The sequence below is a fragment of the Shewanella sp. NIFS-20-20 genome (genome assembly GCF_019209865.1).
Lineage (GTDB): Bacteria > Pseudomonadota > Gammaproteobacteria > Enterobacterales > Shewanellaceae > Shewanella.
This window is the reverse complement of the sequence record NZ_JAHUTT010000017.1, coordinates 21455-47921: the sequence shown is the minus strand read 5'-3', so window position 1 is coordinate 47921 and position 26467 is coordinate 21455. Positions and strand designations below refer to the sequence as shown.

The 26467-nt window shown below is 48.4% G+C and carries 20 protein-coding genes and 2 pseudogenes; 17 read left to right on the top strand and 5 right to left on the bottom strand.

Annotation, left to right across the window (positions count from 1 at the left end; translation table 11 throughout):
• Positions 1 to 250: 250 nt before the first annotated feature.
• A complete protein-coding gene (gene cysZ, locus KU855_RS07690; RefSeq protein WP_371316331.1) occupies positions 251 to 1015 on the bottom strand; it encodes a sulfate transporter CysZ in 765 nt (254 codons plus the stop codon).
• Positions 1016 to 1195: 180 nt separating this feature from the next.
• On the opposite strand from cysZ, the gene KU855_RS07685 reads away from it, so the two are divergent.
• From KU855_RS07685 to KU855_RS07660, 6 genes are all read left to right on the top strand, one after another.
• Complete coding sequence (locus KU855_RS07685; RefSeq protein ID WP_218529713.1) at positions 1196 to 4609, top strand: chromosome segregation protein SMC; 3414 nt, start codon at positions 1196 to 1198, stop codon at positions 4607 to 4609.
• Positions 4610 to 4626: 17 nt separating this feature from the next.
• Entirely contained in the window at positions 4627 to 5577 is a 951-nt protein-coding gene (gene zipA, locus KU855_RS07680; RefSeq protein WP_218529712.1) for a cell division protein ZipA, read from the top strand.
• A gap of 64 nt (positions 5578 to 5641) precedes the next feature.
• The gene (ligA, locus tag KU855_RS07675) at positions 5642 to 7657 is read left to right on the top strand and encodes an NAD-dependent DNA ligase LigA (RefSeq protein WP_218529711.1); all 2016 of its coding nucleotides are present in this window, start codon (positions 5642 to 5644) and stop codon (positions 7655 to 7657) included.
• 148 nt (positions 7658 to 7805) lie between these two features.
• On the top strand, positions 7806 to 8279 hold the full coding sequence (locus KU855_RS07670) for a DUF2919 domain-containing protein (RefSeq protein WP_218529710.1): 474 nt from the start codon (positions 7806 to 7808) through the stop codon (positions 8277 to 8279).
• A 279-nt stretch (positions 8280 to 8558) separates the two neighbouring features.
• Entirely contained in the window at positions 8559 to 9764 is a 1206-nt protein-coding gene (locus KU855_RS07665) for an HD-GYP domain-containing protein (RefSeq protein WP_218529709.1), read from the top strand.
• Positions 9765 to 9857: 93 nt separating this feature from the next.
• Positions 9858 to 10685, top strand: a complete 828-nt coding sequence (locus KU855_RS07660) for an SDR family oxidoreductase (protein ID WP_218529708.1) — start codon at positions 9858 to 9860, stop codon at positions 10683 to 10685.
• A gap of 127 nt (positions 10686 to 10812) precedes the next feature.
• Here the strand turns inward: KU855_RS07660 and KU855_RS07655 are convergent, their stop codons facing one another.
• Positions 10813 to 11163: a putative quinol monooxygenase gene (locus KU855_RS07655; protein ID WP_218529707.1), complete on the bottom strand. Its 351-nt coding sequence runs from the start codon at positions 11161 to 11163 to the stop codon at positions 10813 to 10815.
• A gap of 279 nt (positions 11164 to 11442) precedes the next feature.
• On the opposite strand from KU855_RS07655, the gene KU855_RS07650 reads away from it, so the two are divergent.
• Positions 11443 to 13509 carry a M13 family metallopeptidase gene (locus KU855_RS07650; RefSeq protein ID WP_218529706.1) on the top strand — a complete coding sequence of 689 codons (2067 nt, stop codon included), beginning with the start codon at positions 11443 to 11445 and terminating at the stop codon, positions 13507 to 13509.
• A 335-nt stretch (positions 13510 to 13844) separates the two neighbouring features.
• Here the strand turns inward: KU855_RS07650 and KU855_RS07645 are convergent, their stop codons facing one another.
• Positions 13845 to 14519 (bottom strand): tRNA (adenine(22)-N(1))-methyltransferase TrmK, encoded by a 675-nt coding sequence (locus KU855_RS07645; protein ID WP_218529705.1) that lies wholly within the window; start codon positions 14517 to 14519, stop codon positions 13845 to 13847.
• A 317-nt stretch (positions 14520 to 14836) separates the two neighbouring features.
• Between KU855_RS07645 and KU855_RS07640 the strand changes: the two genes are divergently transcribed.
• From KU855_RS07640 to KU855_RS18845, 5 genes and pseudogenes are all read left to right on the top strand, one after another.
• Positions 14837 to 15301, top strand: a complete 465-nt coding sequence (locus tag KU855_RS07640; protein WP_218529704.1) for an OsmC family protein — start codon at positions 14837 to 14839, stop codon at positions 15299 to 15301.
• Positions 15302 to 15503: 202 nt separating this feature from the next.
• Entirely contained in the window at positions 15504 to 15920 is a 417-nt protein-coding gene (locus KU855_RS07635; protein ID WP_218529703.1) for an MAPEG family protein, read from the top strand.
• Between the two features lie 882 nt (positions 15921 to 16802).
• Entirely contained in the window at positions 16803 to 17273 is a 471-nt protein-coding gene (locus KU855_RS07630; RefSeq protein ID WP_218529702.1) for a hypothetical protein, read from the top strand.
• A gap of 140 nt (positions 17274 to 17413) precedes the next feature.
• Positions 17414 to 18322 carry a hypothetical protein gene (locus KU855_RS07625; RefSeq protein WP_218529701.1) on the top strand — a complete coding sequence of 303 codons (909 nt, stop codon included), beginning with the start codon at positions 17414 to 17416 and terminating at the stop codon, positions 18320 to 18322.
• Between the two features lie 124 nt (positions 18323 to 18446).
• Positions 18447 to 18800: pseudogene (locus KU855_RS18845) on the top strand (ISAs1 family transposase); the annotation flags it as partial.
• 196 nt (positions 18801 to 18996) lie between these two features.
• Here KU855_RS18845 and KU855_RS07610 read toward each other — a convergent pair.
• A pseudogene (locus KU855_RS07610) lies at positions 18997 to 19185 on the bottom strand (transposase family protein); the annotation flags it as partial.
• Between the two features lie 602 nt (positions 19186 to 19787).
• Between KU855_RS07610 and KU855_RS07605 the strand changes: the two are divergent.
• The 5 genes from KU855_RS07605 (at position 19788) to KU855_RS07585 (ending at position 25259) form a co-directional block, all read left to right on the top strand.
• Positions 19788 to 20054, top strand: a complete 267-nt coding sequence (locus tag KU855_RS07605; protein WP_218529698.1) for a DUF4212 domain-containing protein — start codon at positions 19788 to 19790, stop codon at positions 20052 to 20054.
• A gap of 10 nt (positions 20055 to 20064) precedes the next feature.
• Entirely contained in the window at positions 20065 to 21783 is a 1719-nt protein-coding gene (locus KU855_RS07600; protein ID WP_218529697.1) for a sodium:solute symporter family protein, read from the top strand.
• Between the two features lie 134 nt (positions 21784 to 21917).
• A complete protein-coding gene (locus KU855_RS07595; RefSeq protein ID WP_218529696.1) occupies positions 21918 to 23765 on the top strand; it encodes a DUF294 nucleotidyltransferase-like domain-containing protein in 1848 nt (615 codons plus the stop codon).
• A 1-nt stretch (position 23766) separates the two neighbouring features.
• Complete coding sequence (locus KU855_RS07590; RefSeq protein WP_371316330.1) at positions 23767 to 24459, top strand: exonuclease domain-containing protein; 693 nt, start codon at positions 23767 to 23769, stop codon at positions 24457 to 24459.
• A 338-nt stretch (positions 24460 to 24797) separates the two neighbouring features.
• Positions 24798 to 25259, top strand: a complete 462-nt coding sequence (locus tag KU855_RS07585) for a hypothetical protein (protein ID WP_218529695.1) — start codon at positions 24798 to 24800, stop codon at positions 25257 to 25259.
• A 64-nt stretch (positions 25260 to 25323) separates the two neighbouring features.
• Here KU855_RS07585 and KU855_RS07580 read toward each other — a convergent pair whose 3' ends face one another.
• Positions 25324 to 26436 (bottom strand): CsiV family protein, encoded by a 1113-nt coding sequence (locus KU855_RS07580; protein ID WP_218529694.1) that lies wholly within the window; start codon positions 26434 to 26436, stop codon positions 25324 to 25326.
• Positions 26437 to 26467: the final 31 nt, after the last annotated feature.

Genomic DNA, 26467 nt, shown 5'->3' with positions numbered 1-26467 from the left:
TGAGCTTGTCCCTTTTAGGCAAGATGGTAGGGCGCGCCAGTATCATAAGTGAGTAAAAAGCTCGGTAAAAACAGCAGATCCTGTTGGCAGCTGAGTGCGGCAGTATGTGAACTGGCGGGCTTGCTGACATGTCAGTCGGGCTAAGGAGTGTGCTGGTAAATTAGCACGGCTAACAAATGATTTACAGTCTGTGCTTGCGAGATGGCCTTGGGCAGTGTCTTAAGAACACTGCAAGGCCACGGAACAATAGTTAGTCTCCACTAATACTTAAGTTGCGGTAAGCCGGGCGATACTTATCAACCCACATGGCGGTGGCTCCACAAATGGCCACTGGCATTACGATAAAGTTGACGATAGGGATCATGGCAAACAAGGTAACCGTTGCACCAAAACTCATGCTGCTGCCTTTGGTTTGACGCAACGCAAACCGCATGTCTTGGAAGGCCACCTTGTGGTTATCGAAAGGATAATCGCAATATTGCACCGCCATCATCCATGCACTAAATAAAAACCAAATTATCGGGGCCAACGTTTGGCCAATCAAGGGCACTAAGAACAGCAGCAACAATAACAGGGCCCGCGGTAAATAGTATTTCAGTTTCATCCATTCGCGTCCCAGCATCCGAGGCACATCTTTGACGGTATCGATGGCTCCCCCCGTATTGAGCGGTTTACCTGTGAGTAAGGCTTCGGTTTTCTCAGCCAACAAACCGTTAAACGGCGCCGCCAGCCAGTTCATCACGGCACTAAAGGTAAACGCCATCACCACCACGAGCGAGAGCACGGCCAGTGGCCAAAGAATGACATTGAGCCAGCTGAGCGATTCGGGTAACCAAGCACTCAGATCGGCAAACACTCGATTAAGGTGCTCTAAACCAAAATAAAAGCCAACCGCAAACAAGAGAATATTAATCAATAAGGGAATAATGACAAAAGTTCGTAATCCGGGTTGGCGGATCAATTCAAACCCTTGCATAAAATAATTGACGCCACTTTTAGCTGATTGCACTTGCACGGGGATCTCCTTTGATAGCTAAGTAGTAATTTTGCGGGGTAACCCTGTGATAGCGCAAGTGAGTTTACTCTTTTACCTCATAAAAAAACGTTACAAAATGCTGCACCGTTTGCTAAAGTGGCCGCTGATACACTTCTGTTGAAGTTCCCTGACCTGTCTGCCAGCGAAATAACCTAAAGCATGAGACTTAACACGATTAAACTGGCTGGATTCAAGTCATTCGTTGATCCCACCAAAATTCCTTTTTTAAAACCTCTAACCGCTGTTGTGGGCCCCAATGGTTGCGGAAAATCCAATGTGATTGATGCCGTCCGGTGGGTGTTAGGGGAAAGCTCGGCCAAGCATTTGCGCGGCGAATCCATGACAGATGTCATTTTTAATGGGTCCAGTGGACGGCGGCCAGTCTCGGTGGCCTCGGTCGAATTGGTGTTTGATAATCCCGATGGCCGTTTAGGTGGACAATACGCCAGTTACCAGACTATTGCTGTCAAGCGCCAAGTCGATCGCCAAGGGGAGTCGAGCTACTTTTTAAATGGCCAAAAATGTCGCCGTAAAGATGTCACCGAATTGTTCCTCGGTACCGGCCTTGGCGCTCGCAGCTACGCCATTATTGAGCAGGGCACTATTTCACGGTTGATTGAATCTAAACCCCAAGATTTACGGGTGTTTATTGAAGAAGCGGCCGGTATTTCACGCTACAAAGAGCGCCGGCGTGACACCGAAACAAGAATTCGTCATACCCGCGAAAACTTGGAGCGTCTGGCGGATATTCGTCATGAATTGGCCAGTCAGCTGGAAAAATTAGCCCAGCAAGCAGAGGCGGCCAAACGTTATCGCGAGTTAAAGCAGCAAGAGCGGGCTGGCTCGGCGCAGTTATTACTGCATCAATACCAAAATTTGAAGCAGCAAGGCGAGCAATTTGAGCGGCTATTACTGGCCAGCCAAACGGAGCAAGCGGCGGCCAAAGCGCAGTGGCAAGCCATTGAGGTGAGTTTAACAGAGCTCAACATCGGCAAAGAAGCCTTAGAGCGCCAAGAGCAACAGCAAGTGGCGGAAGGCTACCGCTTGGGCACCGAACTGGCGCGATTAAGCTCACAGCTTGAATATCAGCAACGCCAACATGCTGAGGATAATCAGCAGTTAACTGCATTGCTGTCTCAGCGCGATCAGTGGCAATCTCAGCATCAACAAGCCATCGGCCATCATCAAGAATTACAGCAACAGCAGCTCAGCATGCAAGATGTCGGCACATCGCAGCAACAGCAATTAGTGGCGATGGAAGCGGCAGTGAGCGAGGCGGAAGAGTCACTACAGCAAGCCAATCATGCGCTCCAACAAGGGCAAGAGTTGTTAGCCGAGCGGCAATTGCATCACCAATTGCTCGCCAATAAACTGAGCTACCAGCAACAGCGTCATGATGAAAAACAACAGGCGTTAGCAACGGCTGAGCAACAACTGCACCAATATCAAGACCATGGCCTGCAAGCCACCATTGATAAACTCAGTGGTGAGGTGGAGCTTAATCAAGAGCTTGGCAATGAACTCAATGAGCAATACGCTGATACTGCGGCGCATCAACAACAAGCGCGGGCGGCGAATGATAGCGCCAAGGCGTTAGTTCAGCGCGAGCAGCAAGCACTGGCCGCGTTACACAGCCGCAGTGAATTAATTGACCAATTGCTGGCCAAAGCCGAGGCGAATACCGAGCATGAATTGGGAGTATGGCAAGTCACTCAGGTGGCCCCCGGCTGGGAAAAGGCCGCCGAGCTGGTGTTAGAGCCTGTATTGCAGCATGCCGTCAACGCCGGAGATGATCATGCCGCCTATGGATTTAGTCGCACTCCGCCACAAGATTTTGGCTGGTTTAGCAGTGAGGTTAATCTAGCGCCGTGGTTGCAGGGGGTTGAATTTGTTGACGATAAGGCTAATGCCTATGCGCGCTTAGCTCAGCTTCCGCTCGCGCAACAAGCCAATCAGCGCTTTGTCACTAAGGCCGGTGAATTTATTGGCCAAGGCTTCTACTTGAGCGCCTTAGCACCAAACCAGCCGATGCAATTGTTAGCTCAAGCCGCGGAGCTTGAGCAGCAGATCCAACGCAGTGAGGCGCGGGTGGCACAGTTGGCGGAGCAACAACAGTTGACTGATGATGCACTGCGCGTAATTGATGCCAAAGTGACGCATCTCGACGCTAAGCGGCAACAACAACAATTGACGCAACAGCAGTTGGAGCAAGCGTTAACCTATGCTCGTAGTCAAATGAGCAAAGAGCAACAGCAGCTCGCCCAGCAACAGCAGTTAGTGACCAAGCTTCAGGCTGAACTGACGGAGCTCGAACTATCATTGCAGCAACTCGCCGCCGAAGTGAGCCAGAGCACGCAACAGCTCAGCGAGGGGGAGGGGCGGCGAACCCTGGCGCAACAAGAGGTGGCCAAGCACCAGCAAACGGCCGCGGCATTGCGCCAAGAATGGCAACAACACCAGCAACGATATCAACAAAGTCATCGCGAAAGTTTACAGCAACAAACCGCGCTGGCACTGTCAGCCCAAACCCAGCAACAGCTGTGGGAGCGCTTACAGGAAGCCGAGCAAAAAATTAGCGCGCTTAATGCTAAAACGGCGCAGAGTGAAACTCACTTAGAGCAATTGCCGGCGTTAGAAGTGAATCATCAACAAATGCTGCGGCAACAGGCGACATTACAGGCCGAATTAGTGACAGTTCGAGGCCAATTAGCCCAATTACAAACCGAGATTGATTCAAAACTATTGCAGCAAAAACAAGTCATTGGCAAGATAGAACAAGTGAGCGCCAATTTGAGTCAGCAACAACTCAAGCGCGAGGGCATTAATGGCCAATTGCAAGCTCAGTTGAGCCGACTTAAAGAAGCTGATATTGATGAGGCCACTGAACTCAGTGGTGATATAGCGATGACGGCTCGTCAGCAACAGCTAGAGCACATTCGTCAAAAAATTGGTTTGCTGGGGGCGATTAACTTAGCTGCCATCGACGAATATGAACAACAGTCGAGCCGCAAGCAGTACCTTGATGAACAAGATCAAGATTTACGCACGGCGATGGCCAGTCTCGAAGACGCCATTCGTCAGATAGATAAAGAGACTCGGACTCGATTTAAAATCACCTTCGATCAGATCAATAATGACTTCTCATCATTGTTTCCTAAGGTGTTTGGCGGTGGCAGTGCCTATTTGGCATTAACAGATGATGACTTGCTTGAAACTGGGGTGTCGATTATGGCGCAACCACCTGGCAAGAAAAACAGCACGATCCACCTGCTTTCTGGTGGTGAAAAAGCCTTAACCGCTTTATCATTGGTGTTTGCAATTTTCAGGCTCAATCCAGCACCTTTCTGTATGCTAGATGAGGTCGATGCGCCATTAGATGATGCTAACGTTGAACGATTTTGTCGTTTGTTAAAAGAAATGTCGCAATCGGTACAGTTTATTTATATCAGCCATAACAAGATAACCATGGAAATGGCTGACCAATTGACAGGGGTGACTATGCACGAGCCGGGTGTGTCGCGCATAGTGGCGGTAGATATTGATGAAGCGGTGGCGATGGCCGACGCCGGATAAAAAAAATAGGGTAACTCATGGAAAACTTTCAACTGGTCGTGGCGGTACTGGGCGCGATAGCCATCATCGCGGTGCTGGTGCATGGTTTATGGTCAATTAGAAAGCAGCGGCCACGTCCGCTGCGCGACAGTCCAACGGCAAAAGTCTATAAAGATAATGCCGAGGCCAGCCCGCGGGTCGATCGCGATGGTTTTGATGCCGATGGTATCGGTGCCGTGCGAGTTCGCAAGTCGGTCGCCGCTGACACCAGCGCTGAGAGCACTGCTGAGATCTCAAGCCTACGCATGACGGCAGCGGCTGATCCTGCGCCTTTAGCGGCTGTCCAAGATGAGCCCGCAGCATTTGCATTGAGCCCAGAGCCAGGGGCCAAAGTCACTCGCGAGCGCCGTGAGCCCAGTATGGGCGCCAGCACCCTTGATGACAGCGCGCTGGCCTCGGCCGATGAAGTACAAATGGAGCTCGGCTTAACCACTCAAGCGGCAGCGCAATCACAAGTTAACGCGCCACAGGCACCTGAGGCGGTGGCATCTGCAGAAGCTGAAGAAGCGCCTTTGGGTGAGCCTACCGATGTCTTGGTATTGCATGTGGTGGCGAAAGAAGGACAGGTACTACAAGGGGCGGAATTATTACCATGTTTACTGACGCTCAATTTTAAATACGGTGACATGAATATTTTCCACCGTCATGTCGATAATGCTGGTAACGGCAAGGTCTTATTTTCGCTCGCGAACATGTTGAAGCCTGGCATTTTTGATCCCGATAATATGGAGCAATTTAGCACCCATGGGGTGGTGTTATTTATGACGCTGCCGTGTCATGGTGATGCCTTAATCAACTTTTCAATTATGCTTAATTCTGCCCAGCAATTGGCTGATGACTTGGGCGCCGATGTCCTTGATGGTAGCCGTCATCCTTGGAGTGATTTGACCAAACAAGCGTATATCCAGCGTATTCGTCAGCAATTGTAAGCCAAGCTCATTGACCCGATCTTAGGCCGCCACAGCGGCCTTATTGTTTTACGGACACTCATAAATGCAAGCGATTAAACAACAGATAGCCGAGTTAACGACTGAGCTTAATCAGCACAATATTCGTTATTATGTCGATGATGCCCCGTCGATCCCCGATGCCGAATATGACCGGTTAATGCAACAACTCAAAGCCCTAGAACAAGCGCACCCAGACTATATTTTGCCCGACTCACCGAGCCAGCGCGTCGGTGGCATGGCATTGACTAAATTCAGTCAAGTGACTCACCTTAAACCGATGTTAAGCCTTGATAATGCGTTTGATGAAGCCGATTTTAACGGGTTTTATAAACGGATCACTGAGCGCGTCGGCCATGTCAGTTTTTGCTGCGAACCTAAACTCGATGGCTTAGCGGTGAGTCTGCTTTACCGTGATGGCGTGTTGGAGCGCGCCGCGACTCGAGGGGATGGCACCACTGGGGAAGACATCACTGACAATGTGCGCACTATCCGTTCGATACCGCTTCGGCTTCGCGGCGATAATTACCCGGGCTTAATGGAAGTGCGTGGTGAAGTGTTTATGCCCAAGGCGGCTTTCGATAGCCTCAATGCGCGGGCAATCGCCAACAATGACAAGACCTTTGTCAATCCGCGCAATGCCGCGGCCGGAAGCTTACGCCAGCTCGACAGTAAAATTGCGGCGGCCCGTGCGCTCGACTTTTATGCCTATGCCTTAGGGGTCGTCGACGCTGCGGTTGAGCCCTTGGCAATGAGCCATTATCAACAGTTGCAACAACTCAAAACGTGGGGATTGCCCGTCAGCCATGAGGTCAAGGTTGCCAGCGATGTAGAGCAAGTGTTTGCCTACTACAGCGATGTGATGCAGCGTCGTCAAAGCTTAGCCTTTGATATCGATGGGGTGGTGTTCAAGGTTGATAATATTGAGCAGCAACAAACCTTAGGTTTTGTCGCTAAAGCGCCGCGATGGGCCATTGCCTATAAATTCCCCGCCCAAGAAGAAATGACCTTACTTGAAGGGGTCGATTTTCAAGTCGGCCGCACGGGTGCCGTGACGCCAGTTGCGCGCTTAAAGCCAGTGTTTGTTGGTGGGGTGACAGTATCTAATGCCACCTTGCACAATATGGATGAAATTGCCCGCTTAGGCGTCATGGTGGGAGATACGGTGATTATTCGTCGTGCCGGTGACGTGATCCCGCAAATTGTCGCTGTGGTCACCGACAAGCGGCCAGCGGATGCGGCGGCGATTGTTTTCCCTGAAGCTTGCCCTGTGTGTGCTTCGCTGGTGGAGCGTCTTGAAGGCGAAGCCGTGGCCCGTTGCAGTGGCGGATTATTTTGCGAAGCTCAGCGTAAAGAGGCCATTAAGCATTTTGCCTCCCGCAAAGCCTTAGATATCGATGGTATGGGCGACAAAGTCGTTGAGCAGCTTATCGAGAAAGAATTAGTGCAAACGCCAGCGGACTTATTTCACTTGAGTGCCTCTATGCTCACCATGTTAGAGCGGATGGGCATGAAATCAGCCACTAACTTAATTGCTGCCATTGCTGCGGCAAAAAGTACCACCTTAGCTAAGTTTTTGTACGCGCTTGGCATTCGTGAAGTCGGCGAAGCCACGGCCGCCAATTTGGCTCAGCATTTCCGCACCCTCGAGGCCGTGCAGCATGCCAGCATAGAACAATTGCTGGCGGTGAGTGATGTGGGCGCGATTGTGGCCCAGCATATCCATCACTTTTTTGCTCAGCCCCATAATATCGAGGTCATTGACCAATTGGTGGCGGCGGGCATTCATTGGCCCGAGATTAGCGAAGTGCTCGGAGCCGAAGCGCCACTCGCTGGCCAAACCTGGGTATTGACTGGTACCCTAACTGAGCTTAACCGTAATGATGCCAAAGCAAGATTACAAGCCCTAGGGGCGAAAGTGGCTGGCAGTGTCTCCAAAAACACCCATTGCGTGGTGGCGGGTGAAGCCGCAGGTTCTAAGCTGGCTAAAGCCTTAGAGCTCGGGGTTGAGGTTAAAGATGAAGCGCAGTTATTGGCCTTATTTGCCGAGCTTGAGCGATAAAATCTGCCAATTAATCAATCAACTTAACGCCTGCTATTGCAGGCGTTTTTACATAGTTATTCATGTGCATTAGGTGAAGCTTAATTCATTGCCCTTGTAATTCGGGTTCCTGACCGCATATCTTAGCTAATCGGCTAAGGAGACTGACTTGGATTTACAAACCATTGCATGGCGAGATGACCATGGGCGCGTAGCACCGCCATTGCTACTGTATCTATTATTGGCCTTTCTTGGTCGTGGCTATGTGATTTGGGTGATTTCTTTGACCCAATCGGCCGATCGTGCCGGTCTCGTTAGGATCTTCTATCCCTTGCAGATGGACTTTATTCAATCCTTGATCACCGGGCTTGGGGCGGTGTTGTTATTTGCCTTAGTGCTTGCAGAGCGACGCCGTAAGCCCGAATGGCTCAAGGCACCATTTTCATTATTTAAATGGATTTTGATGATGATGTTGGTGTTAGAAGGCTGGCAGTTATTCACTCGCGTCGATCATACCTTGATGGTGTTCCATTGGATGAGCGCATTTGATGCCTTGGCCTTATTTTGGGGGGCCTTGTATTTGTATAAATCAAAACACCTGCAAGCTTATCTTGATGAATGGCCGTCTGATCTCACCAGCTAACCCCATGGCGTGACACTGCGCTCACGCCCAGTTTGCGCCTGCCTTATGATCAACGCGATATCATTGTTGCGCTGTAACCTCATCTCAATGGCAACAGACTCTCAGTGCCAGGCCACTTGAGTGGTGATGGTCGCGGGCAATTTTTTGCCAAGTTTTTACACAATCTAGCTAGGCTAAATTAAAAATGCGGTATTTCTAGATAGCTGATCTATAGTGAAATTGACTGGATTTTATTATGAATGCTTGTCTTCGGTGTGAATGACAAGGGAGTGTCGCATATTGGCAAAAGCGAGCTTGCCGCAAATACCGCTCAATCGCTTACAACCTGGACTGACGGTGAAGTTACCTTTATCTTGGAAGGATCACCCTTTTTGGATAAATCGTATCACCATATCTGACGCGGTGCAGATTGAGATGATCCGCGGCTTAGGCTGCCAATTCGTGTACCTCATTTCTGGTGAACCGTTAGCGGAAGATGCAATCCCCGAGATGGCCGAAATCCATGATGTTTTGCCCATCGAAGAGATTAAAGATCTACAATTTCAAACCCGCAAAGCTCTGCGCCAGAGTCAACAACGCTTTTTACAATCGGTCAATGAAACGCGCAATACCTACAGCAAGTTAGTCAGTGATCCTGAGGGTGCCATTGCCTTGTCGGAAAAGCTGGCCCATGAGATGGTGAGCCATTTATTGGAGCATCCTAGCGCGCAATTAGCCTTAGTGGATTTGGGTGACAGCCAGATCAGCGTCACCCAACATTCCAGTTCGGTGGCGGTGCTGTCTTTGATGATTGGCAAGGCGCTTGGACTGGATGACGATGAGTTGCGCTGTTTAGCCTTAGGCAGTTTATTTCACGATATTGGTAAACTAAAAATACCTGAGTCAATCCGCAATAAGGTGGTTGACCTCAATGAGCACGAACGCAATTTCATCAATATGCACCCCAATTTTGGTTACGACATGGTGACCAAGGGCAACCGCTTTGATCCGAGAGTGTGTCATATCGTGTTGCATCATCATGAGTTCCTCGATGGCAGTGGTTACCCCGATGGTTTACAGGGCGACAACATACCACTATTGACCCAAATCGTGGCCTTGGCAGATGATTATGATCATCAATTGGCGCGCGAGGGGATTTGCTCACCGCAAGTTGCTTTAGGCTATTTATTTAAAAATCGGGTCGGTAAGCATGCCGATAACTTGATCCAAACGTTAGTGAAAGTCTTGGGGATCTACCCACCAGGCACCTTAGTGCGCCTGTCTGATGAGACCATAGGAAAGGTGATGATCACTTCATCTGAGTTGAGTTCGCCGCAGGTATGGGGCTGTGAAATCGATGGCAGTGAACCTGGGCTTAAGTTTCTTGCCAGTGCCAATCTCAAAATTGAAGAAGTGATCAAGGTGGAGTCATTAACTGAGCCGGCGCTTAAGGTGCTCAAAGCCGATGCTGCCATTAGTTATTACTTTACCGCCTCAGTGAACTGATTTCTTTAGTAAAATCTTGTTATTATCTGTAGCCATACCCAGATATCTTTGGCGGCTAACTCGCGGCCGCGACGGTTTAAGGCAGCAATAATAATGAAAAATAACGTAGCAATCATCGCCTGTGGCTGGTTAGGACAGCCCTTAGCCCATGCACTACAAGCTCAAGGGTGGCAAATACAAGGCACTCGCCGCAGCGAGGCGGGGGTACAACAGCTACAAGCCGATGGCATTGAGGCAGTGTGTCTCGACTTGGCCAGGCCCGAGTCTCTTATCCATGCCGCTAAGGCCGGCTTATTTTCGGCCGAACACATCATTATTAATATTCCTCCAGGGCTTAGAAGTGGCCAAAGCCCCGCGGATTATTTAGGGCAATTACAGGCCCTCAAACAGGCTATCATCACCTATGGTCATGGCCGAGTGATGTTCATTAGTACCACTGGGGTTTATCCTAATGGCGTGGTCGATGAAACCACTGAGCCTGCCAACGATGCTCGGGCACAGGTCTTTGTTGCCGCCGAGCAACTGTTTGCCGACCTGCCTAAGACCTGTATTGTGAGGTTGGCTGGCTTGGTTGGTCCTGGTCGTCATCCGGGACGTTTTTTTGCTGGAAAAACCGAGGTGAGCGGGGGGGACTTGGCGGTAAACCTTGTGCATTTGGATGATTGTATCGCGGGGGTGAGCTTATTATTGCAAGTATCCGCCACCGGAATATATAACTTGTGTGCTCCTGAGCATTTATCGAAACGCGAGTTTTATCAGCAAGCGGCCTTGGCGCTTGGCAAAACCGCGCCCACATTTATAGCAGAACCTCAAATGGCCGGCGCCGATAAACGGGTGAATGGCCACAAGATTTGTCGACAACATGGCTTCCGCTATCAGCATGCGCGCTTAATTCCCATGCTGGCTAATGGTTCACTGTGATGACCACGGCCACGCGATGAACGGCGCCCCAACAGGTGACTTTCGCGCCGCGACTTGGCTGTCAATCGTCAACTCGCGCTCGCATCAAAGCCATGCCAGCGCGGGGTTGCGCCTAGATTACCGCCGATTATTCATATACGGGCGCATCAAACTGGTAGCCTTCGTCGCTATAGGCTGTCACCACCACGTCCGCCACTAAACCGCTGTCAGCGCTGACTTGAGTGGCAAAGAAGTGCTGAATTTGTTGGCGGCGGCCATGGGCCGACCACGCAGCTGACGTTTCCCAAATTTCGTTAAACACGATTGGGTATTCATCACGACTGGCACTGGGATGATCAATTTGGCGGGTCAGCATATATTGTACGCAGCCCGCTTCACGGTAAGAGTCTGGCTCAAGGGCTTTCAGGACTTCAAATAATTCAGCCTCTTTGCCAAGTTTAGGTTTAAACCGGGCTAACACATACACTCTGGTGGTCATAATATTTCCTTACGTTATGAGAGGTGATGGCCTGCTATGGCTCACGTTAACATCTTAGGTGCAAATGAATAAAGTCCGCTGATGTCATTTGGCCAGCGGCTTTATCTGCCGTTAAGTGCTGGCAAGCCGCCACCGGTGGCCGTTTTTTCAAGCGATATTGCCGCTGCGCGCTGCACTTAGACATAAGATGACACATCTCGGTTGTTGATTGGTAGGCGGTGTTAACTTAAGATGATGTTATTTTTAACAATTTAACGCCGACAACCAAGGAATATAACAATGAGAAAATCCCTGCTTGCCCTAGCATTAGCCAGTACCTTTATGGCTGGCTGTAACACTGCCAGCCCGACCAATGAGGCCGTCACTGCGTCGTCCGCCAATGCCCCAGCTGCTGAGTTAGGCAGTTTTGGCGTGGATTTAAGTGCTAGAAATACAGCCATTAAGCCGGGCGACGACTTCTTTATGTACGCGAGTGGCACTTGGTATGACAACTATGAGATGCCGGCAGATAAAACCCGTTTTGGCGCTTTCACAGCATTAGCCGAACGCAGTGAAGCCCAGGTCAAAGCCATTATTGACGATATCACCAGCCGCAGCGATTTAACCGCTGAAGAGCAAATGATTGCGGATTTTTATCAAGCGTATATGGACACAGAGACCATCAATAAGCGAGGTATCGATCCGATTAAACCGACCCTGACACAAATTGCCAATATTGATACCGTTGAGCAATTAACCCAAGTGTTTGGCGAGGCGTGGCTCAGTGGTGCCAGTTCACCCATTGCCGGCGGCATGTGGTTCAATCGCTTAGATCCTAATCAATATCAAATGTCCATCGGTGCCGCGGGCTTAGGTCTGCCAGATCGTTCGTATTATCTAGAAGACAGCGAACGCTTTAGTCAGATCCGCGCCGCCTATGTGGATCATATTGCACGCATGTTGGCCTTTGCCGGCCTCGATGATACCCAAGCGCGTGCGCAAGCAATATTAGCCTTAGAAACCAAAATGGCCGAAGGGCAGTGGCCACGTGAAACACGCCGTAACCGCGATCTCACCTTGAACCAAATAGAACGGGGCGATTTGGCCAAAGAGTACCCAGGATTCAACTGGGACAGTTACTTTGCCAAAACAGGTTATCAAGTACCGCACTTAAATGTCAGCCAACCAGAGCCAATTAAGGCAATGATCACCTTGGTGAATACCCAACCATTATCGGTTTGGCAAGACTATCTCACCTTCCATACCATCAGTAACAATGCTGACTTATTAGCGGAAGATATTTACGCGGCAAATTTTGCGTTTAACGGTAAAATTTTAAGCGGTCAAGAAGAGCCGCGCCCACGCTGGAAGCGGGCTATTTCTGAAATGTCAGGCACCCAAACGTTAGGGTTTGTGATTGGTAAAGTCTACGTTGCTCGTTATTTCCCTGAGTCTTCTAAGCAACAAATGGCCGAACTGGTGGAAAACCTTCGCAGTGCCATGGGCGAGCGCATCGATCAACTCGATTGGATGGGGGCAGAAACCAAAGTTAACGCGCATGCTAAGCTGGCCGCGTTTACCCCTAAGATTGGTTATCCCGATGTCTGGCAAGAATTTGATGGCGTGACCCTGACTAACCATGATTTGGTGGGTAATATTCAGCAATTACGGCAATTTTTTAACGCAGACAGTGTGGCTAAAGAATTGGAAAAAACTGACCGTAACCGTTGGGGCATGACACCGCAGCAAGTGAATGCTTATTACAATAGTTCTTTTAACGAAATCGTCTTCCCTGCGGCAATTTTACAACCACCATTTTTCGATCCTAACGCCGATGCGGCCGTCAATTATGGCGGCATTGGGGCCGTGATTGGCCATGAAATGGGCCATGGCTTTGATGATCAGGGCTCCAAGTCTGATGCTAATGGCATTCAACGTAACTGGTGGACCGACGCCGATCGCGCTGCTTTTGAAGCCAAAGCCGATCAATTGGCGGCGCAATACAGTCAGTACGAGCCACTGCCAGATAATTTTGTGAATGGTAAAAACAGCTTAGGCGAAAATATTGGTGATGTCGGTGGACTCGCCATGGCGTATCATGCCTATAAACTCAGCCTCAACGGCAAAGAGGCACCAGTTATCGATGGTGTCACTGGCGATCAACGTTTCTTTCTCGCTTGGGCGCAAGTGTGGAAAGAAAAACGCACCGAACAAAGCATGCTTAACCAATTGCGCGCGGGCACCCATGCGCCGGGTCGATATCGTGCGCTTGCTCCGCGCAACCACGATGCTTGGTATAAAGCCTTTAATGTTCAGCCGGGCGATGAATTGTATTTACCCGAAGCGCAGCGAGTTCGGATTTGGTAATCGCCTAAGCGTTAACGATGTGGATGCCAGTCATATGACTGGCATTTTTTTTGTGGTTAGGTAGCGGGTTAAATGTCACGGTAAACCCTCACCCGAGCAACAGACTATTTAGGAGGGATGGTAAAGTAAAAGTTCAAGCACTTCTGATATTCGCTTTGGATCGCTCATAACTTCCTTAACGGCATCGGAGACTTAGCATTGTATTAGTGCACAGGCGCGTTGACCTCATTTGATCAGAGAGCACGCGCTCAGTTAACTATATGTAGGCACCGAACCTATCAACTTTTTACCAAATATACCATCTGGAGCCACGCGCATTGATGATGAGAGCGCTGTTATGCCAGCGTCAGGGCGCGATAGGCGTTAATGATTGGCGTAACATTCGCTCCATAGCCTTTACTGAGCTGCTGATAATGCGTGAGCAACTTGCGCTGATAACGCTGACGTAAGGCGCATTCATCTTTGCTGTCATGTTGCCACAGTTGCTCGCCAATGGCGGTGATGGGCCTGTGATGTTGGGGCTGAGTCGAGACTAACAGCACTTCATAAAATCGTTGATTTTCAGCCACCAATACTTCCTGTAATAAGCCTAACTCCAGCGTGATTAACTGTTGGCGTAAATGGTAAGTCTGATTGGTTGGGCATAGCAGAAAATCCAGTGGCCGCTGTGGGTGTTGGCTACAAATAGTCGCAACAAAATGCGCCATTAATTCGCCGCCAACGCCGGCAATGATGATAAGTGAGCGGCCGGGGTATCGAGTTAATGGTAAGGTGGCCACATCAATACAATGGGTGTGCCATTGGTGCGAGTCGGGATCAAAGCGCTGCAGTTTGCACTCAAGCTGTTGCATCAGCTGTGGCACGATATCGACAAAATGTACCTGCGCGGGTAATTGACGAGACAGTAATGCCGCCCCGAGTAAACCGTGATCGCAACAGCAATCCCAGATCTGATCATACGTGGCCGCCACCATGGCATTGAGTTGGCTTAAGCGTTGACTGAGTTTCACAAGAGGCCTTCATCGATGACGCATGTTTACCATGCGGGCAAAAAGGGGCGCATTGTAGAGGTATTCACAGGGATTAACCTTCGCTTAGTTCACAAATTGGAGCCCTCCGTGGCGGCGGGGGCCAGTGAGTTGATTGTTGGCTGCCAGCATGACTCGCTAGACAAGAACGCGCTTGCCACGGGCGTTTATCGCTAGCATTTGACAGCGTATCTATGTGATGATTTTAGCCTGACCAGTGGCTGCAAATATCGGGAGCCATACCTTGGCGCGATGCCTATGATGCCATCGCACCAAGGTCACGGGCAACAGGAGAGCTCATGATACAATTTACTGCGTTAATTAAGTGGCACCGAGCAGGGCAGGTGTTCCTCGACAATCAATACAGTCGCGCCCATGTTTGGGAGTTTGATGGCGGCGTGATCGTGGCGGCGTCCTCGTCACCCCATGTCGTGCCAGTCCCCTTATCCATGGCCGACAATGTTGACCCAGAAGAAGCCTTTATTGCGGCGTTATCGAGTTGTCATATGTTGGTCTTTCTATCGATTGCGGCGAAAAAAAAGTATGTGGTGGATGATTATCATGATCAGGCGCTGGGCGTATTAGCCACAGACGAGTCCGGTAATATGGCGATTACCGAGGTACGACTGCGACCTAAGGTAACCTTTGCAGGTGAACGGCAACCAAGCCTAGAACAATTGCAAAAAATGCATCATCTGGCGCATCAGCATTGTTTTATTGCGAATTCGGTCAAAACCCAGGTGACCATTGAGGTAGTCAGCTAGCACCAAACCATCGCGGGCGCCAACCCGTGAGGACAATGGCCTTGGGTCAGAAAAGAGTTTTTACTCTAATATCGTCCAGCAAGTGATCCTAACACCTCGGTTGACGGTACTATAAAAGCTGTTGTTGAAGATAACAGACTGACAAAACGATAAATACTGCCTTCAGTGGTAATCAAGGCATCAACCGTTAAGGGATTTCTTTATGTTTGCTACCTATTCACTCGCGTTTTGGGGCTTATTGGCCATCATGTTCACTGTGCTGATCCAGGCCATTGTTGCGGCGACGTCCAAGGCCGCGCAGCCGGGCGCTATTCCCGGTAAAATTGATGCTAGCTTAAGTCATGGCTCGTTCGTGTTTCGCGCTAACCGTACCTTTGCTAATTCGCAAGAGAATATTAGCCTGATGCTGGGCGCGTCTTTTTTAGCCATTTTGGTGGGCGTCGATGCCTTGTGGACTGGCACCATTATCTGGATCATGGCAGTGGCTCGAGTGATCCATATGGTGCTCTATTACGCAATTGCGACCGAGAAAAACCCGAGCCCAAGAAGCTATTTTTACTTAATTGCTTTGCTTGCCAATATAGCCTTGTTAGTGGTTGCCTCTTTGGCCTTGATATAACTCGAGCGGCACGATTCATCATTCAAACTGCACTAAGGTCGGCTTAGACTGACCTTGACTCGTTTGATGTTACTCTGGGGTCATGTCAGAGGGTTTCACTTGACAATTTTGGCGTCACTTCGCTTACTAAAATACAATATCAAGCTAGAAACGGCTGCTTATCTTGCCGATAAAGCTAGTGATAATCAAAGTGTTACCCACAAAAATCTCAAAATGTAATTCACAAGTTTGCGCTCAACGCCTGACACCCACGATTGCCTCAGCTGACAGTATTACTAATCGTCTGTCGCAGGCTATGTCGATTGCTCGACCCGCCGCTAGCACAACCTTGTGGGTTCAAAGACGATGTCCATCTCATCAGTGGCTATTTTATTGGGATGTAAAGATGACGGCTACCTTATGACACAAAATTTACACGCATCATGGTTTTTCTGAATCTGGTGTCGCCGTTAGGATAGGCTGCGCTAACTCTCCATATCTCAAGCTGCAAACTTTTGCTAAGAGCCTTGTCTAAGAACGCTTGCCTGCCGAGCATGCTTTGTTATTGTACGCCCATTAAAAAAATGCCAGAACATGTTATATGGAGAATAGTCCTTCAAGGGCAAAGTGTTTGTCGCGAACTCGCATTGTTTTTGCGTGTTTCATTTTTGTTGTCAGCGTGTTAACCTGCCGATGTCTTTGGATAACAAATGGATTTGATATGAAGATTAATAACTATTTACTGCCTACTGCCTACTGCCTACTGCCTACTGCCTACTGCCTCTACTTTTATTCGGCTGTAAAAGCACAACTACAGTTGGAGTTGATGTAAATGTAACGTTCCCTCAAGGTAATTGCGATGCTGCTGGTCTTAATTGCGTTAGCGTTACGATTGGAGTCGGTGTGGAATCAATTATACATAGCGGTGGCGGTGGTGGCTCAGATAAAACTGAAGAGGAAGAGAAGCAAGAACAAAGAGTCATTATTAATGACTGGAGTGAAACATTATACGTACAAAATGGCACAAATGTAGCGCTTGAGTCAATTGAGATAACACTTATTGATAACGGTTATGTGACTGCATCCCAAAATTTTGAGGGAGTAATCATTAATGGCGAAGCAAAAGTTAAAAATGCAACTGCTGTAGTTGAATGGTTTTATCCTTACAAAAATAACACAACGGAAATAAAAGTTAACACAAACTACACCACTGATATTATAGATCCTCATTCGGAAATTGTTGGAACCAGTATTACGTCATTTGCTGGGGTTACTATGAACACTGCGGTCACAAGAGTAAACTCATACTGTGCCCAGTACCCACGAGCTGCCAGATGTGGAAATTTTCAATTCCCTGATGTCCCAGATTATTAATATTATAAAAGCGGGAGTATTAAGGTGAATTAAAAGTTTTGCTTTACCTTAGTCTTCGATAGGAGTGTCTAAGAATTAATTTAAAATTCAGTCAATAGCAAGCGTCCATGTTGCTATTTTAAAAAGAGGAGGCTGGATGGATGCGTTTTGCTCATATTTATTATTTAATTATTTTCATTAGTTTATCAGGTTGCAGCAATATCATAGCTGATAATCCCTTGGCTGGTGGCGCAGTTATCACCCATTCTGATGGTGAGATTAATGTCATAATTAAAAGTGGCGATTTTTCATTTGATAGTTATGAAAGTATTACCGTAAAAGACATTATGTCCTATGACATAGTTACACCGCAGCGCCATGGCAAATCAAACATAAGTTTTATTAATGATAATGTCCCAAGTTTTCTGAGTGAATTAGATATTACGTTATTCAATATGGCTTTGAATGCTGTTGATGTTCCAATTAAAAATATTGTGTTAGTTCCTGTTGATGAAAAAAACTTTATCTATGAAGTGACCATGAATCGTACCGATTTACCTGAAACGATTTACTTTCCGATCAGTAATGGTAGTGATATCAATATAGCGACGCAGATGGGTACTATCCTACATGAATTAACTCATCTGGCGACAGAGGTTAATTTAATTTCTAAATTAACCCAAGGTGAGGACTTCCATGAATCATTCAGCTTCTATGATGAGTTAATTGCCAACAGAATCGGTTTATGTTATCGATATATTTTTTTAGATATTACTATTGCGAATGATATAAATAAACAACAAAAAATAAAACTCACCTTGAATAACAGAGATATTGCTGCAGATTATTATCTTGCCTATGAAGAACTGAATTATATTATGTCATTACGAAATTTTGAGTTTACAAGTTTGCTGGCGGCAAAGGTTGTAAGTAACAATTTAAATAACCTTGGCGTTGACTACTGCTTGTTTTTTGCGCCAAAATATTATCAAGGTATGAAGATAAATGATTGGTATCAATCAGAAATCAACAAGCGGCATGAAAAAAAGATAGAAAAAAATAGGAAATAAATGGTCACCTCGGTTAAGTATTAAGATGGCAGGGCAAGATCATGAACATTTCTTGTCCAACATCTGGTTGAAATTGACCTGATACACCAATTGTGAACTTATGCTCCTCTTTTGAGGAGTCCCCATGAATTTAGATACCATTAAAGCGTATTTCAGCATCATCCGTGACGAGCGACAAAGCGCAAAAGTAGACTACCTATTGTTCGATATTTTGTTTGGTTCAATCTGTGCTGTAATCGCTGGGAGCCAAGGCTGGACTGACATTTGTGAGTACGTGCTTGGTCATCATGAGTGGTTCTTTAAACAGGGCTAGTTTGAAAAAGGAGTGCCTGTTGATGATACCTTTGCTCGCCTGATTGCCAATATTGATCCAGCTGAGTTCCGCAATGGCTTTCTAGATTGGATGAAAACCGTACACAAGTTAACCTGTGGTGAAGTCGTCGCCATTGATGGCAAGACCTTACGGGGCTCCTATAACTGAGGCGATAGGCAAAGCACCATTCACATGGTGATTGCTGACATAGCGCGAGGATGCGGGTTAGATCATTGTTTTAATATGGGTGGCTTTTTATTTTTTATTGAAACGTTATGACCTCGTTAAGCGTGAGATGATTGCTGACATAGCGCGAGGATGCGGGTTAAATCATTGTTTTAATATGGGTGGCTTTTTATTTTTTATCAAAGTCTCGATGTTGACGTAACCACTCTAGCTTTACGACACTAAATTCATTAATAGACTTCCAGTCATCGCCCTCCGAGACTATGGCGGCGAGAACCAGAAAGATAATATCGACTAAGTCGTGGTCTAGATTGATGTGAGAGCGAGGGTCTTCAATGAGTTTCAAATGGTCGAACAATGACATGCGAGATCATCATGGCAGATTAACATGCCTGATCAGATCACGCTTGCTGTGAAAAGTTCAATTCATTAACAAAGTATGATCCTGCTCTGGGTCATTATCAGCCTTAAAAATAGAACGCGGTCAATCCTCAATCGCAACCAAGTGCCCCAAACTGAATTATTGCCAAAATTAGCGGGGATTTTAGCAAATCAACTTTGTCCGAACTACTTCACACTCAAGCAATGACCGCGCCAAACGAGGTTGAATCAACGATTGCAAGTGCACGCCGTCATGGGAGGTGTTTCCTTGTTCACCGCTAACGATCTCGGCGCCGGTTAATCGCGTGCGTTATTCCTAACCCATTGAAATTATTTAATGCGTTTATTCTGGAGTACAGGGGAAGAACCACAATATTAACCATTGCGTGTTCGACATTAGTCTAAGGGGCGGGTGATAACGTTCAGGGTTAACACTTACCGCTCTTCACTAAAACCACTGTATAACAATTAGTTATGTTATTTTGGTTGTTATTCGCAACCACTGCATAGACTAAGGTCTTGATTGTGGCGTGTTACTGACTTGTTAGATTGGTGTTGAACATTGAATTCAACAAGGGAGTCACTATGGCTTTTGAAAATAACGATAAGGCAAAAGGCTATTGGTCTGAAAATCTCAGACTGGTGCTGGGATTGCTCGCAATCTGGTTCGTGGTGTCCTACGTGTGCGGCATCATGTTGGTTGATACTTTAAATCAAGTCCATTTTATGGGCTTTAAGTTGGGATTTTGGTTTGCTCAACAAGGTGCCATGTATGTATTTGTCGTGCTGATTTTTGTGTATGCAGCCAAGGCAAATGCCCTCGATAAAAAATATAACGTACATGAAGACTGAGGACTGAGCCATGGATTTACAAACCTTAACTTATTTGATTGTGGGCGGGTCGTTTGCTCTCTATATCGCCATTGCGATTTGGGCGCGTGCTGGCTCGACTAAAGATTTTTATGTGGCAGGTGGCGGGGTACCGCCGGTTATGAATGGTGCGGCGACGGCGGCAGATTGGATGTCGGCGGCGTCGTTTATTTCGTTGGCTGGTATTGTCTCCTTCGTCGGTTACGACGGTAGTGTGTACTTGATGGGGTGGACCGGTGGCTATGTGTTACTGGCCTTATGTATGGCGCCGTATTTACGTAAGTTTGGTAAATACACTGTGCCTGACTTTATCGGTGAGCGTTATTACTCACAAGCGGCGCGTACGGTGGCCGTGATTTGTGCCATCTTTATTTGCTTTACTTATATTGCGGGGCAAATGCGTGGCGTTGGGGTGGTGTTCTCGCGCTTCTTAGAAGTCGACATCAATACCGGGGTGTTTATCGGTATGGGGGTGGTGTTCTTCTATGCGGTGCTTGGCGGTATGAAAGGCATTACTTACACTCAGGTAGCGCAATACTGCGTGATGATTTTTGCCTTTATGGTTCCGGCAATCTTTATCTCTATCATGATGACCGGCCATATCTTCCCGCAGATCGGCTTTGGTGCTGAACTGAAAGATGCCGCGGGCAATGGCTCTGGGGTGTTCTTACTGGATAAACTCGATGGCCTCTCGGCCGAACTGGGCTTCAATCAGTACACTGAAGGCTCTAAATCGATGATCGATGTGTTCGCGATTACGGCAGCATTGATGGTGGGTACGGCAGGTTTACCTCACGTCATTGTGCGCTTCTTTACTGTGCCACGTGTGAAAGATGCACGGAGTTCGGCCGGTTGGGCACTGCTGTTTATTGCCATCATGTATACCACCATCCCTGCATTGTCGGCGTTCTCTCGCGTCAATATGATTGAAACCATTAATGGCCCTGAGCAATCGGGTGTCGAGTATGCACAAGCGCCTTCTTGGATTAAAAACTGGGAGAAGACAGGTCTTATCACCTGGGATGATAAAAACGGTGATGGCAAGATGTTCTATGCCAATGGTGAGCGCAATGAAATGAAAATTGACCGCGACATCATGGTATTGGCAACCCCAGAAATTGCCTCTTTACCTGCGTGGGTGATTGCACTGGTCGCGGCGGGTGGTATGGCGGCGGCCTTATCGACATCGGCAGGACTGTTGTTGGTGATTTCAACCTCGGTTTCCCATGACTTATTGAAGAAAAATCTGGCACCCAATATTTCCGATAAACAAGAACTCTTATATGCCCGACTTGCCGCGGCAGTGGGAATTATTATTGCGGGGTACTTCGGGATTAATCCGCCAGGATTTGTGGCGGCGGTGGTAGCCTTGGCCTTCGGTTTGGCAGCATCGAGCTTGTTCCCAGCCATCATCATGGGTATTTTCTCGAAAACTATGAATAAAGAAGGGGCTATTGCCGGTATGGTTTCAGGTTTGTTATTTACCTCTGCCTATATTGGTTACTTTAAATTTATGAACCCTGAGATTAATAATGCTGACCATTGGTTCATGGGTATTTCTCCTGAAGGTATCGGTATTATCGGTATGTTGGTTAACTTTGCTGTTGCCTTAGTGGTCATGAAGATGACGGCGAAAATACCCGATGAAATCGGTGAGATGGTCGAGTCAATTCGTTTCCCTAAAGGGGCGGGTGAAGCGCAAGATCACTAATGCCATCACCCTCCAGATGACAAGGCGCCTTAGGGCGCCTTTTTTCCGTTTTGCACCTTAGTCTTATAGGCTTTATGGTCAGGGTTCCTTATAGTGGATTTATGGTGTTATTGGTCAGTTGAGCGAGTCAGTGGATGGATGCGAGTGAGTTACAACCTTTGGTGCAATTTATGCGTTCGTTAGTGCCGTTTGATTGTTTGCCTGAGAGCTCGTGCGAGCAGGTAGCGCGGCGGTTACAAATTAGCTATTTCAGTACCAGTCAGCGCCAAGTGACGCTAAAAAGCGACTGCTTTAGCTTGTATATTGTTCGCAGCGGCGCATTTGAGGTGAATGATCCTCAAGGGGAGTTACTCGATAGGTTAGGCGAGGGGGATTATTTTGGCTATCCGTCGCTACTCTCGGGCGAGGTCAGTCATAATCAGGTCAATATTTTAGAAGATGGCTTAGTGTATGAACTCGATGCCTACACCTTTAATGAGCTGAGATCCTTAAACCGCGAGTTTGACCGCTTTTTTAATAAGGCCTATGCCAAGCGTTTGCGCAATCAAGCTCGCTTTAAGGCCAAAGATCAAAGCACCATGAGTCGGATTGGGGCGTTAATGAGTCGTCCGGCCTTAAGCATTGAGTTACAAGCCAGTGTCGCCGATGCGGCAAAATCCATGACCCATGCCCGGGTATCTTCGGTGGTGGTGACTGATAACCAACAGCTGGTAGGGATAGTAACCGACAGAGATCTGCGCAGTCGAGTATTAGCCGCCGGCCTTGATGGTCGCACGCCAGTGGCCAGCATCATGACACCATCGCCCTTTACCGTAAGCCCCAACACCTTAGTGTTTGAGGCCATGAGTATCATGAGTGAACAACATTTACATCACTTGCCAGTGCTGGAGCATGAGCAAGTGGTGGGCATGTTGACGAGCTCGGACATTATTCGCTCCCAAGGTTCGCAGCCGTTATTATTGATTGCGGAAATTAATCGGCAGACCGTGATTGAAAAGTTGATTAGTCTGAGCCGGCGTATTCCTGAATTATTGCAAAAACTCATTAGTGCTGACGCGCGGGCCGAAGAAATTGGGCGAGTGTTAACCTCAGTGACTGATGCGCTGACCCGACGGTTAATCGAGCTCAATATGGACTTACTAGGTCAAGCACCGATGGCGTTTTGTTGGTTGGCCTTTGGCTCTCAAGGGCGGCAAGATCAGGTCGCCTGCTCCGATCAAGATAATGCATTATTGTTGGCTCACGAACCGGATGATTTTGCCCGTGATTACTTTGCCACCTTAAGCGAAGCGGTGTGCCGAGGGTTAAATGATTGCGGTTATGTCTACTGTCCAGGCGGCATCATGGCGCAAAATTCCGCTTGGCGGATGTCGTTAACGGCTTGGCAGGGGCGCTTTCGTCGTTGGGTGACCACTCCTGAGCCTAAGGCGTTGATGCATGCCAGTATCTTTTTTGATATGCGTTCGGTCTATGGCCCAGAAAGCTTGTTTACCGCCTTGCAAGATAATGTCTTAGCCTCGACCAAGGGCAATGATATTTTCTTAGCGGGATTAACTGCCAATGCCCTACAAACGCGGCCGCCGCTAGGATTTTTTAGAAAGTTTGTCTTGGAGCGTGATGGTTCAGAAGTTAAAGGCATCGATTTAAAACACCGCGGCAATGCGCTCGTGACCGATATTGCCAGAGTCTATGCCCTCAGCGTCGGCTGCAAAGCGGTTAACACTGCCAAGCGACTGCAATCTTTAATGCAAGCTGGCGTGATTGACCGCCGCTTAGCCTTAGATCTTGCCGATGCGCAAGAATTTATTGCCCATTTACGCTTGGCAAATCAAGGCCAGCAATATGCCCAGCAACAACCCTTATCAAATTACCTCAAGCCTGGGGACATATCAGGATTGACTCGACACCAATTAAAAGAAGCCTTTAAGGTGGTTGATGATGCCCAATCTGGGGTGAGATTACGTTTTTTACGGAGTTTATAAGGTGACTTGGTATCGCAAGCTTTTACCCTTTAAGCTCGGTTGGGAGTGGCAATATCGCCAAGCCGCTGCCCGGAGCCAGCAGCCGTTATTACGCCGATATTACGCCAGTTTACCGGCGTTAGTCGACGCGCCAATCAGTGCACTACCCCTGCTGGCGTTCGATATGGAAATGACCGGCCTTGATGCCAGTAATGATCATATTGTTAGCATAGGTTGGGTGGCCATTGATGGCGGCAAAATTAATCTGACTCGCGCGGGCAGCTGCGTATTGAATGTGGCGGGAGATGTGGGACAAAGTGCATGTATTCATGGCATTGTCGATCAAGACACCGAGCGTGGCCTTGAGTTAGCCCGTGGCCTTGAGCTCTTTATGGAAGCGGCGATTGGTCGAGTGCTGGTGGCCCATCATTCCCCGCTGGATTTGGCCTTTTTACAGCAGCATGGCGGCGCGATTTGGGGCGAGTCTCTGGCGCTGCGGGCTATTGACACCTTAGCATTAGAGCAACGCAGGTTGCAGCTTGCCCAGCAGTCTATTGGCAGTGGCGCGCTGCGCCTTGATGCCTGTCGGCAACGCTATGGTCTGCCGGTTTACCCCGCTCATAGTGCCTTTGTGGATGCCTTGGCATGCGCCGAATTACTCTTGGCGCAAATGGCCGCCGCCAAGCCGACGCAATTGCGACAACTGTTTTGCTGATTAATGTCTACGCCACGGCAATAGCGGCTGGGCAGCAAAATCATCGATTCTCATTTGGCGCCTTAATTAAATGGTGACCATTGGCCGGGAGTCGCCACACACGACACAATTTTACACAATTAATCGCTGGCGAAATATGCCGTGGCCAGCAACACTCAACATATCGGTTGAACTTGAAGCTTTTCATAGGCTAGCCTGATATTGCCCGTTCATTTTTGCTAATTAGACCTAGGATTGCCTTTGTCATTGTACCGTCAGTGTGTGTTGCTTATCATCGCTCGAGTTGCCGTTAGCCCGTCATGGCGGGTACTGGCGGACATTGCAAATGGCGAGGCGGTATGAATCCTATCGGGTTAGCGCCGAGCGAAATCATCAATCAGCCCCGCCCTGTGCCACTGGTGGCGGGGGCGATTGTTTGTTGCCATGTGTTTGGCGTCATCGAGCATAGCGGTATTTATGTGGGGGATGATTGCATTGTTGAGCTCCAAGGCACCGGCTTAATTCGCCCGATCTCCATGGCGCGTTTTCTACAAGGGCGCACTGGCGAATATATCTTTGTGGCCACCAACTCTATTGGCCAGATCTTAGTCGAGCCCCGCGCGATAGACGCGGCCATCGCTGCCATTTATCACTATCGCCATTATCATTTGTTGAATGATAATTGCCATCGGTTTGTTTGGTATTGCCTCAGCGGCCAGCAGCGGCGGGTGATTGATTTTGACGAACTAAATCTATTACTGGCGCAACGGTTCGGCCATGCTATTGAGTGGCGCAGGATGGACACCAGCGCGGCAAGCTAATCATTATAGAGAGTGCAATTTGCGCCGCCACTCGGCGGCGCGTAGGGTCAGTGGGCGCTTTGATTCAGTTGCTTTGGCTCGGTTCTAATTTACGAATTTGGATCAGCATACCAAAGCGCGGGTGATCGAAATAATGCAACTCATTGCTGCGCACCCGGCGATTTTGTTTCATCGCCAGCGCATAGAGATAAGGTGAGGTGGTGGCCGCCGTAGGTGTTTGAGTGAGGTTAGCGCTCATCGCCTCCGCACTGGCCTGCTGACTGCTATAACTGTGTATCGCGTCCTTTAAGTCTAATTTTTTGCCTTCAACCCGCAACACTAAATCGGTTTCAATATAAAGAAAGTGTTCGAGATATATCAATAAGTCGCCATCCAATTGCCACACAGGTTGTTGCGCCTGCGGACTCACACCGACACTCAGAAAATCTGGCTGAGTTAACTGCGTTGCCGCCATCGGTTGCCCATCAGTATTGTCGCTATTTTGCCGAGGGGTAGCCGACTGGGTGCCGTCCATGTTGTCCAGCGTGTCAGTGGCTGTTGTCGCTGACGGGTCGTGGTCGATAGCTGCGCCCATTACGCTATATTGCGCGGCAAAGTCTTTACCACCAAATAAGTGAATAGGACTGGCTTGGCGACGCGGTTGCATATTTTGACGCCAGCTCATATGCAGCAGACCAGTCGTACCGGGTTCTTTACTTAACTGTTTGATATATTGCTCGAACTGGCCATGACTGGCGGCGAGTAAATAAGCCTTGTTAGCGTTTGGATTGGCCTCTTGTGCCGTTACTCCCGCGGGCGAGTTACCTGCGCTCTTGGTGGTGATCTGCACTGGCATTGGGGCAGGGTAAATCATAGTGGGGGCTTGGCCCTGTTGCTGCTGCTGGCATTCTTGGGCTCGCGTCACCCAATCATTAGCATCACAAGGGGTTAAGGTATGTTGTAAAGAGAGCTGCTCTCGAGCTACCTCTGGCGTGATAAGGTCAATACTGCCACGGGTATTTGGCAGCTTAGTGTTATCGGAAAACGCTTCTTGTATTTGCTGGGGCTGGCTATCGCGACTGAATACATAGATCTCGACTTCAAACCACGCGTCTTTAGCATAGCTGCTCGGCATAAAGCCCATCGCGATGCTAGAAAATAACACCAATACCACGGTTTTAATGGGGGTAGGCAACACGTTTTACATCTCCAAACTTAAGGGGCAGTGC

Excerpts from the sequence above, each read along its gene's own strand:
- KU855_RS07685 (WP_218529713.1), top strand. The coding sequence starts at position 1,196 with ATGAGACTTAACACGATTAAACTGGCTGGATTCAAGTCATTCGTTGAT.
- zipA (WP_218529712.1), top strand. The coding sequence starts at position 4,627 with ATGGAAAACTTTCAACTGGTCGTGGCGGTACTGGGCGCGATAGCCATC.
- ligA (WP_218529711.1), top strand. The coding sequence starts at position 5,642 with ATGCAAGCGATTAAACAACAGATAGCCGAGTTAACGACTGAGCTTAAT.
- KU855_RS07660 (WP_218529708.1), top strand. The coding sequence starts at position 9,858 with ATGAAAAATAACGTAGCAATCATCGCCTGTGGCTGGTTAGGACAGCCC.
- KU855_RS07655 (WP_218529707.1), bottom strand. The coding sequence starts at position 11,163 with ATGACCACCAGAGTGTATGTGTTAGCCCGGTTTAAACCTAAACTTGGC.
- KU855_RS07650 (WP_218529706.1), top strand. The coding sequence starts at position 11,443 with ATGAGAAAATCCCTGCTTGCCCTAGCATTAGCCAGTACCTTTATGGCT.
- KU855_RS07640 (WP_218529704.1), top strand. The coding sequence starts at position 14,837 with ATGATACAATTTACTGCGTTAATTAAGTGGCACCGAGCAGGGCAGGTG.
- KU855_RS07635 (WP_218529703.1), top strand. The coding sequence starts at position 15,504 with ATGTTTGCTACCTATTCACTCGCGTTTTGGGGCTTATTGGCCATCATG.
- KU855_RS07625 (WP_218529701.1), top strand. The coding sequence starts at position 17,414 with ATGCGTTTTGCTCATATTTATTATTTAATTATTTTCATTAGTTTATCA.
- KU855_RS07605 (WP_218529698.1), top strand. The coding sequence starts at position 19,788 with ATGGCTTTTGAAAATAACGATAAGGCAAAAGGCTATTGGTCTGAAAAT.
- KU855_RS07600 (WP_218529697.1), top strand. The coding sequence starts at position 20,065 with ATGGATTTACAAACCTTAACTTATTTGATTGTGGGCGGGTCGTTTGCT.
- KU855_RS07595 (WP_218529696.1), top strand. The coding sequence starts at position 21,918 with ATGGATGCGAGTGAGTTACAACCTTTGGTGCAATTTATGCGTTCGTTA.
- KU855_RS07585 (WP_218529695.1), top strand. The coding sequence starts at position 24,798 with ATGAATCCTATCGGGTTAGCGCCGAGCGAAATCATCAATCAGCCCCGC.